Below are 605 nucleotides of genomic sequence, written 5' to 3'. Positions count from 1 at the left end.
AGCCTCGAGCATGGCGGCGGCGGTCCAGCGCAGCGCCATGTCGGCGTCGCGCCAGCGCTTCACGTTGCGGCAAACGCGCCGCACCGAGCCCATGACGTTCTCGATGATGTTGGTGCAGGCCAGCGAACGGCGCAGCTCGCGCGGCAGGCCGAGCCGGACCACGGTGAGGATCTCGTCCAGGCCCTCCAGGATCGACGCCGCGGCGCCGGGCGCGCGAGGCTCAAGGGTGCGCGCCAGGTTGCGCAGCAGCCGCTCGGCCTTGGCCGCGTCGTCCAGTTCCCAGGCTTGCCGCAGCGCCCGCCGCACCGGCGCCTGCAGCGCCTTGGGCAGCCGCTCGGCGATGTTGCGGGCCTTGTGGACCTGGCAGCGCTGGATGGGCGTGTCGCGCCCGAAGGTGCGCCGGATGGCCTTGGTCAGCGCCTTGGCACCGTCCACGATGAACAGCCGGCAGGTCGCCGGATCGAGCCCCCGACCGACCAGATCGTCGAGCAGGGCCTGCACCACCACCGCGTTCTCGGTCGCGCCCTCCACCAGCCCGAGCGGGTGCTTCGTGCCCTCGGCGTCGATCCCCACCGCCGCGAGCAGGACCAAGTCCTCGGTGACGT

At 72.7% G+C, this 605-nt stretch carries 1 protein-coding gene; it reads right to left on the bottom strand.

From position 1 onward, the window contains the following. Positions 1-605: IS256 family transposase (locus Q7A36_RS40640; RefSeq protein ID WP_305109463.1), on the bottom strand; the 605-nt coding region annotated here is incomplete at both ends.

Origin of the sequence: Paracraurococcus lichenis (assembly GCF_030657435.1) — a bacterium.
Taxonomy (GTDB): domain Bacteria; phylum Pseudomonadota; class Alphaproteobacteria; order Acetobacterales; family Acetobacteraceae; genus Paracraurococcus; species Paracraurococcus lichenis.
The sequence above is the reverse complement of the archived record's forward strand: the minus strand, read 5'-3'. Positions and strand labels throughout refer to the sequence as shown.